General features: G+C 70.4%; 8 protein-coding genes and 1 pseudogene. 4 read left to right on the forward strand and 5 right to left on the reverse strand.

The features are described 5' to 3' along the window. The 3 genes and pseudogenes from Q1K57_RS08935 to Q1K57_RS08945 all read right to left on the reverse strand — a co-directional run. Nucleotides 1-401, reverse strand: a pseudogene (locus Q1K57_RS08935) (hypothetical protein); the annotation flags it as partial. A gap of 55 nt (nucleotides 402-456) precedes the next feature. Continuing rightward, nucleotides 457-1,335: a sugar ABC transporter permease gene (locus tag Q1K57_RS08940; RefSeq protein WP_300081199.1), complete on the reverse strand. Its 879-nt coding sequence runs from the start codon at nucleotides 1,333-1,335 to the stop codon at nucleotides 457-459. Nucleotides 1,336-1,343: 8 nt separating this feature from the next. Next, nucleotides 1,344-3,101, reverse strand: a complete 1,758-nt coding sequence (locus Q1K57_RS08945) for a beta-galactosidase family protein (protein WP_300081201.1) — start codon at nucleotides 3,099-3,101, stop codon at nucleotides 1,344-1,346. A gap of 155 nt (nucleotides 3,102-3,256) precedes the next feature. Here Q1K57_RS08945 and Q1K57_RS08950 point away from each other — a divergent pair, with 155 nt between their 5' ends. From Q1K57_RS08950 to crcB, 4 genes are all read left to right on the forward strand, one after another. Then, nucleotides 3,257-4,282: a LacI family DNA-binding transcriptional regulator gene (locus Q1K57_RS08950; protein ID WP_300081204.1), complete on the forward strand. Its 1,026-nt coding sequence runs from the start codon at nucleotides 3,257-3,259 to the stop codon at nucleotides 4,280-4,282. A gap of 134 nt (nucleotides 4,283-4,416) precedes the next feature. Further along, complete coding sequence (locus tag Q1K57_RS08955) at nucleotides 4,417-4,911, forward strand: universal stress protein (protein WP_300081207.1); 495 nt, start codon at nucleotides 4,417-4,419, stop codon at nucleotides 4,909-4,911. Further along, nucleotides 4,908-5,375: a CrcB family protein gene (locus Q1K57_RS08960; protein WP_300081210.1), complete on the forward strand. Its 468-nt coding sequence runs from the start codon at nucleotides 4,908-4,910 to the stop codon at nucleotides 5,373-5,375. Before Q1K57_RS08955 ends, Q1K57_RS08960 begins: the two co-directional genes overlap by 4 nt. Further along, entirely contained in the window at nucleotides 5,372-5,740 is a 369-nt protein-coding gene (gene crcB, locus Q1K57_RS08965) for a fluoride efflux transporter CrcB (RefSeq protein ID WP_300081213.1), read from the forward strand. The genes Q1K57_RS08960 and crcB overlap by 4 nt, the downstream gene beginning before the upstream one ends. Nucleotides 5,741-5,748: 8 nt before the next feature. On the opposite strand, the gene Q1K57_RS08970 is transcribed toward crcB, so the two are convergent. Next, complete coding sequence (locus Q1K57_RS08970; protein ID WP_300081216.1) at nucleotides 5,749-6,606, reverse strand: PRD domain-containing protein; 858 nt, start codon at nucleotides 6,604-6,606, stop codon at nucleotides 5,749-5,751. A gap of 66 nt (nucleotides 6,607-6,672) precedes the next feature. Beyond that, nucleotides 6,673-7,309 (reverse strand): family 1 glycosylhydrolase (locus tag Q1K57_RS08975; protein WP_300081219.1); only part of this gene is annotated, 637 nt, incomplete at its 5' end.

Below are 7,309 nucleotides of genomic sequence, written 5' to 3' on the forward strand. Positions count from 1 at the left end.
GGGGTGATGAGGCTGGGGATGATGACGGCCCACGGCGTGTTGACCAGTCCCAACTGGCTGAACATGAGGAACAGCGGCACGGTGAGCGCCGTCGACGGCACCGCGATGGCGCCCATGACGACGTACAGGAGGGTGTTGAGGAACCACCGGCCGAAGATGCCGTTGCGGTAGGCGAACGTCTGGGCGATGTTGTCGAACAGGGCGAAGTCGTTGCCGAACGCGAACCCGAACGTGGACACGTAGTCGGCCTGGGTCTTCGTCGAGCTGATGACCAGCCAGACGAGCGGCATGAGCGCGTAGATCGCGAACAGCGCCGTGACGAGCGTCAACGTGATCGACTTGCGCGGGTTGCGGTGGTCGTAGGCGCGCCGGTCGTCGCGGCCGCGAGTCGTCCGGCTCATCGGACGCCTCCCTTCGCGCCCCAGAGCTGCACGACGTAGGCCACCACGACGGTGATCAGGCCCATGACGATGGCGAGCGTGGCGGAGTAGTTGGGGTTGTGGGCGTTGAACGCCAGTGGAAGGCGTAGAAGTTCGGCGTGAAGTAGGTGGTGATCGTGTTACCCGACATCTGCTGCAGCACGTTCGGCTCGTTGAAGAGCTGGAAAGTGCCGATGATGGAGAAGATGACGGCGATCATCATGGAGCCGCGAATGGCGGGCAGCTTGATGGCGCGGCTGATGTTCCACTCCCCCGCGCCGTCGATGGCGGCGGCCTCGTAGAGCGAGTGCGGGATGGTCTTGAGGGCCGAGTAGAAGATCAGCATGTTGTACCCGATGAACTCCCAGGTGACGATGTTGCCGATGCCGACCCAGATGCGGTCGGGCGAGAAGAAGTCGAGCGACGTGCCGAGCCCCCGGTTCACGGACGCGACGACGCCGTAGCGGGTTCCGTACAGGAAGCCCCACATGAGCGTGGCGACCACGGCCGGGATCGCGTAGGGCAGGAAGACCGACACGCGGAACAACTTGGCGCCCCACAGGCGGCCCGAGTCGATGGCGAGCGCCAGGAACATCGAGATGCCGAGCATGAACGGCACTTGGATGAGCAGGAATAGGGCGACGCCGGCGACGCCGGTCCAGAAGTTCGCGTCGTTGAAGAGGGCCACGTAGTTGGCGGCACCGACGAACTCGTTGCCCTGCGAGCGACCCCACACCATGCGCGGCTGCAGGAACGACAGGAAGATCGCGTAGACCAGCGGTGCAACGAACACGAACACGAAGAAGCCGGCGAACGGCCCGACGAAGATCCAGCCGCGCCAGTTCCGCTTCGGCCTGCGCAGGCCCTCGACGGGCGGGATGCGCCGCGCCTGGGGTGGTCGGGTGAGGGTGCTCATGGGGGCTCCTAGGGTTCGGTGTGGCCGAGGTCGGGGTGCGACACGAACCGGACCTCGGGTTCGGGGGCGCCGGCGAGCTCCCAGACGACGAGCTCGTTCGCGCCTTCGCGCAGCAGGGGGGCAGGCACGTAGAGCGTTCGCGTGGGCCCGGTCGACCAGTACCGGCCCAGCAGGAAGCCGTTGATCCACACGACGCCGCGGCCCCAGCCGCCGGTGGCGAGGAAGAGGTCGGCGGCACCGGACGCCTCGAACGTCGCCCTGAGCAGCACCGGGCCCCCGATCGGACGCCGCGGGTCCAGGGGTTCGGTATCGGCGTTGCGAGCCAGGTCGAGCGCTCGATCGAGGTCGACGCCGTGCGCCTGCCAGTCGGTGAGGTCGGCGTCCCTGCTTGTCGCGGGGCCGATGAGACCTTTCGACTCGCCGAGGCGGGAGCCGTAGTTGACGCGCCCCAGGTCGGCCACGAGGATCTCGAGCCGCCCGCCCGTCCCCTCGGGGAGCCGGAGCGTGCGCTCGCGGTGGTGGCGGTACAGGGTGCCGATGTTCACGCCGTCGAGGAAGCAGAGCGCGTGGTCGCGCACCTCCCCGAACGCTAAGGCGCCCGCGTCGGGGCCCACGTCGGTGGCGTAGCGCCAGAAGAACGCCTCGGCGTCCACCTCGTCCCCGTTCGGCAGGTGGTCGAACCGGATGCCGGGGCCGTCCGAGGCGCCCGTCCAGGCCGGGCCTCGGTGGAGCGGCACGGTGAAGGCCGGGGCGGCGGTGAAGGGGAGCGGTGCGGCATCCGCGATGGCGGCATGCCGGGCGATGACGTCGCGGAAGGCGGCGAACTTGGGGCCGGGGCTGCCGTCTTCGCGGAGGGGGGCGTCGTAGTCGTAGGAGGTGGTGATGGGCACGTAGACGCCTTTGTCGTTGGCGCCGTTCATGAGCCCGAAGTTCGTGCCCCCGTGCAGCATGTACAGGTTCACCGACGCGCCGGTGCCGAGGAGATCGTCGAGGTCGCGTGCCGCCTCGTCGAAGGTGGTCGTGTGATGGTGCTGACCCCAACTGTCAAACCAGCCGTTCCAGTACTCGGCGCACATGAGCGGCCCCGTGGGCTGGTAACGGCGGAGCGTCTCGAGCCGCTCCAGCGAGCGCGACCCGAACGTTCCGGCCGTGAACAGCTCGGGCAGGCTGCCGCGGCTGAGGTGCTCGTCGTTGGCCTGGTCGCACGTCATGAGGGGCACGTCGATCCCCTCGGCCCGGACGAGATCGACCAACGTGCGGAGGTAGGCCTTGTCGTCGCCGTAGGCGCCGTACTCGTTCTCGACCTGCACCATGAGCACGTTGCCGCCCCGCGTGATCTGGCGTCCCGCGACCAGGGGGAGCACGTGCGCGTAGAACTCGGCGACGCCCCGCAGGTAGATCGGGTCGCTGGTGCGCACGCGGATGCCGGGCCGGGACGTGAGCCACGTCGGCAGGCCGGCATTGCGCCACTCGGCGCAGATGTAGGGGCCCGGCCGGACAATGGTGTGGAGGCCGAGTTCGGCGGCCAGGTCGAGGAAGGCGCCGAGGTCGCGCCAGCGGGTGAGATCGAACTCGCCCGGACGGCGCGAGTGGAAGTTCCAGGCCACGTAGGTCTCGAGCGTGTTGAGGCCGAGCGCCCTGGCCTTCTCCATGCGGTCGCGCCACAGACCCGGGTGGACACGGAAGTAGTGCAGGGCCCCGGAGATGATCCGGAAGGGTGCACCGTCGAGCTCGAAGGCCTCCTCGCCGATCGAGAGCGCGGGCATCGGCTCTTCGTCGAGCTCATGTTTACGTAAACATTGTTCGCCTCGACTGGGCGGTTGTCAATCCGCCGCAGCGGCATCGGCAGGCAAGGAAGGGTCACGAATTGGTGACGGTTGGGGTCTTGGCGACGTCACCATGGCGAGGATAAATTGTTGCCATGCCCTCGCGTCCTGGCGGTCGCCGCCGAACCGGGCCGTCGATCGAGGACGTCGCCCGGCTGGCCGGCGTGTCGGCGCAGACGGTGTCGCGGGTGTCGACGGGGGCGGCCAACGTGCGGCCGGCCACACGGGAAGCGGTGCTCGCCGCGATGGGCCAACTGGGTTACTCCCCCAACCGCGCCGCGCGGGCGCTGCGCAACGGGGCGTTCCGGACCCTCGGGCTGGTGGCACACCGGTTCGAGCGCACCGGCGAGGCGCTGACGACCGCGGCCGTCCTCGAGGCGGCCGAGGCCGAGGACTACGCCGTCACCATCGTCAATGTCCACTCCCCCGAGGCCGCCGGCTGGGAGTCTGCGGCGCACCGGTTGTCGTCTCAGGCCATCGACGGGCTGGTCATCATCCGTGCCGAACAGGCGTCACCGGAGGATCTGGCGTTGCCCGCGGGGCTGGCCGTGGCCGTGTCGGACTCGCGGCTCGTCGGTCACTACCCCGCGGTCGGGTCCGACCACGTGCAGGGCAGCGCGGACGCGGTGCGGCACCTGCTCGATCTCGGGCACCGTGTGGTGCACCACCTGGCCGGCCCGGAGGACTCCGACCCGGCGAACGTGCGCGCGGCCGCCTGGCGCCGCAGCCTGGAGCAGGCGGGGGTCGTCGCGCCGCCGCCGTGGCGCGGGGACTGGAGTTCGCAGTCGGGCTACGAGGTCGGCCGCCGGATCGCCGCGGACCCCGCGGTGACCGCCGTCTTCTGCGCCAACGACGAGATGGCGATCGGGCTGTTGCGGGCACTGGGAGAGGCCGGGCGCAACGTGCCGAACGACGTGTCCATCGTCGGCTTCGACGACCTCACGGTCAGCGCCTACCTGCACCCGCCCCTCACCTCGGTCCGCCAGGACTTCCACCTCATCGGCGCCGAACTCGTCCGCCTCGTCCTGGAGCAGATCGCCGGCCGTCCCCGCACGCCCGAGCGCGTGGTCGTCCCCACCGAACTCCGCGTCCGGGGCACCACGGCGCCACCGTCTCACTGACTCGTGCCTCGGGCCGGTCCCGATCGAAAACGTCGAGACCCGCTGCCGTCGCCGATCCGGACGCGAGTAGCGTGATCCCGGTGACGAACCCACACGGACGCCCGCGGGCAGTGCCCCAACCCGACCCGTCACGGATGACCCCCTTCGCCGGGCATCCGATCGTCGTCGGGGTGACACCGGATCAGCCGGAACTGGTGGTCCGGACGGCGGCGGCGTGGGCGTCCGCGCTGGGGGTGCCGGTGTGGTTCGCGTACGCGGACCCGACGCGCCTCTTGGTGCGAGAACTGGCAGACGGCACGGTGCAGCACGAGGACCTGAGCCCCGACGCGGCCGATGACTCGTGGCGCGACCGCGAGGGGGCCCTGCGAGCCCGGCTGGCCGATCTCATGGGTTCCTCGGGAGTGCCTTGGGAGTTCCGGTACCTCGCCGGCCGCCCCGACCGGGCCCTCACCCACCTCGCTCGCCTCGTCGACGCAGCCGCGATCGTCGTCGGGACGAAGACCGGCCGCGGCCCGGGGCTCCACGAACTGCTCGAAGGAGCCGTCGGGCAGCACCTCGCCCATCACCAGCACCGCCCGGTGCTGCTCGTGCCGCTGGCGGTCGTGGACTGGAAGACCCCCTTGTCATGACGCCCCCACCCGCCCCCATCCCGGCCTCAGCGCGGGGTTGGCCCGCCACGTTGCGTCCGGCGCTCGTGGGCTGGGTCGTGCTCGGCGGCATGGCCGGCACGACGCTGCGCGACCAACTGGGCCACATGTTCCCGGCGACGCCCGGTGGCTGGCCGTGGACGACGTTCGCCATCAACGTCTCGGGGGCGTTCCTGCTCGGCCTGCTGTTGACGGCGCTGTCGGCCTCGGGACCCGACGAAGGCGCGCGCCGTGCGGCGCGCCTCGGGGTCGGGACGGGTGTGGTGGGCGGCTACACGACCTACTCGTCCTTCATGGTGGAGTCGGTGTCGCTCGTGGGCGGCGGGCACGGGTTCGTGGCGCTGGGCTACGACGCGGCGTCGCTCGTGGCGGGGTTCGCGGCAGCGTTCGCCGGGACGATGCTCGGCGCGCTGGTCGGGCAACTCGGCACCCGGGGGCAGCCGTGATCAGCCTGCTCGTGGCGCTCGCGGGCGGCCTCGGCGCCGGGGCGCGCTACGTGGTGGACACCCTCATCACGGGACGCTTCCACACCCGGCTGCCCGTGGCGACGCTGACGATCAACGTGATCGGCTCGTTCCTGCTCGGGGCGCTGACGGGGTGGGCGGGCGCGGTCCACCCCGACGTGCGGCACGTGCTCGGCGTCGGGTTCCTCGGCGGCTTCACGACGTTCAGCACCGCCAGCGTCGAGCTCGTGCGCCTCGTGCGCGCCGACCGAGCGAAGGCCGCGATCGCCCTGGCCCTGGCCATGGTCGTGACCAGCCTCCTCGCCGCCGCGTCGGGGCTCGCCTTGGGCGCCGCATGGGCCGGGTAGGGCCGTCCTCATGCGGGCGGCGTGACCTCCCGCGCCGCCCACACCAGGCGAGCCACATGGAGGGCCAGATAGGCCACTTCGTCGCGGCCCAAGGTTGTGTCGGTGTCCATTCCGATCAGGTAGGCGATCTTCTCGGCACAGGCCATGGCCTCCGGGTGCGCGTTGGCGATCGCGTCCGCCAGCGTGGGGTGGGGGTCGGCGATCTGCGTGCCCTGCGCGACCCGGACGAACAGGTACCGCAGGTGCGTGACGAAGCGGGCCGTGCTCATGGCGTTCGGATCGATGGTGATGCCGGTGGCGCGCCCCACCACCTCGAAGATCCGGGCGATCGTCTCGGTCATCTTCATGGCCGCCGTCATGCCCGGCGCCGCGAACTGGCTGTTCACGAAGTGCATCGCGAACGCGGTTGCCTCCTCCGCGTCCAACTCGACGTGAAGCTCGCGGCTGGCCAGAGCCACGGCGTCCCGACCCACGGCCAGTTCCGCGGGGTAGAGCTGGGCCACCTCCCACGCCAACGGCAGTTCGAGGCGGAGCCCTTCGGCCTTGCGGCGCACCGCGAAGGCGAGGTGGTCGGCCAGCGGCAGGATGAGGCCCTGGGTGACGGCCAACCCGAGGCGCTCGTGGGCGAGATGGGCGATCCGCGCGGCCACCCGCACCACGTCGAGCGGCACGTCGGCCAGGAACGAGGCCAGCTGGTTGCGGGCGGCGTCGCCACCGGCCACGAAGATCTGCTCGACGCGTGCGGCGTCCAGCTCATCGCCGGGGCGCCGCCCGTGCCCGATGCCGCGGCCGAGGGCCACGATCTCGTTGCCGGCGTCGTCGATGGCGATGACGGCGTTGTTGCTCAGCGTGCGCTTGTGCCTCATGGTGTCCCCCCTTCGCACGCGTCGCCGCGCGGGCGGCCGTAGATGGCCGCCCGCGCGGGGTGACGGTCAGGCCAGGTCGGCGCCCGAGCTGTCGATGACCTTGCGATACCAGCCGAAGCTGTCCTTCTTGACCCGCCGCAGGTCGAGCAGGTCGAACTCCTCGCGGTTCACGTAGATGAAACCGTAACGCTTCGCCGCCCCCGAGTGGGTGGACACCAGGTCGATGGCCGACCAGGGGCAGTAGCCGAACAACTCGACCCCGTCGGTGATGGCCAGCTGGAGCTGTTCGATGTGCCGCCGGTAGTAGTCGATGCGGTAGTCGTCGTGGACGGCCCCGTCCTCACCCAGCTTCTCGAACGCCCCGATGCCGTTCTCGGTGATGATCAGCGGCAGGCGGTAGCGGTCCCAGAGGCGACGCAGGGTCGTGCGGACGCCGACCGGATCGATCTCCCACCCGAACGCGTTGGTCTGCAGGTGCTCGTTCTTGTGCGCTCGGTACAGGCCGACCTCACCGCGAACGATCTGCTGGTCGCCCTTGCGGGCGGCGAGGTCGGACGCATCGCCCCGCGACGCGCCCACCGTCTGGGTGGCGTAGTAGTTGATGGCGATGAAGTCCGGGCGTGCCGCCTCGAGGATCTCCAGGTCGCCGCTGGCGATCTCGGGCTGCACCCCACGCTCCACCATGTAGTTCCACGCCACCTGG

Origin of the sequence: Propioniciclava sp. (assembly GCF_029977985.1) — a bacterium.
Lineage (GTDB): Bacteria > Actinomycetota > Actinomycetes > Propionibacteriales > Propionibacteriaceae > Propioniciclava.

What these genes read in the sequence shown, in the direction of transcription:
- Q1K57_RS08940 (WP_300081199.1), bottom strand. Translation starts at nt 1,335, where the DNA reads ATGAGCACCCTCACCCGACCACCCCAGGCGCGGCGCATCCCGCCCGTC.
- Q1K57_RS08945 (WP_300081201.1), bottom strand. Translation starts at nt 3,101, where the DNA reads ATGCCCGCGCTCTCGATCGGCGAGGAGGCCTTCGAGCTCGACGGTGCA.
- Q1K57_RS08950 (WP_300081204.1), top strand. Translation starts at nt 3,257, where the DNA reads ATGCCCTCGCGTCCTGGCGGTCGCCGCCGAACCGGGCCGTCGATCGAG.
- Q1K57_RS08955 (WP_300081207.1), top strand. Translation starts at nt 4,417, where the DNA reads ATGACCCCCTTCGCCGGGCATCCGATCGTCGTCGGGGTGACACCGGAT.
- Q1K57_RS08960 (WP_300081210.1), top strand. Translation starts at nt 4,908, where the DNA reads ATGACGCCCCCACCCGCCCCCATCCCGGCCTCAGCGCGGGGTTGGCCC.
- Q1K57_RS08970 (WP_300081216.1), bottom strand. Translation starts at nt 6,606, where the DNA reads ATGAGGCACAAGCGCACGCTGAGCAACAACGCCGTCATCGCCATCGAC.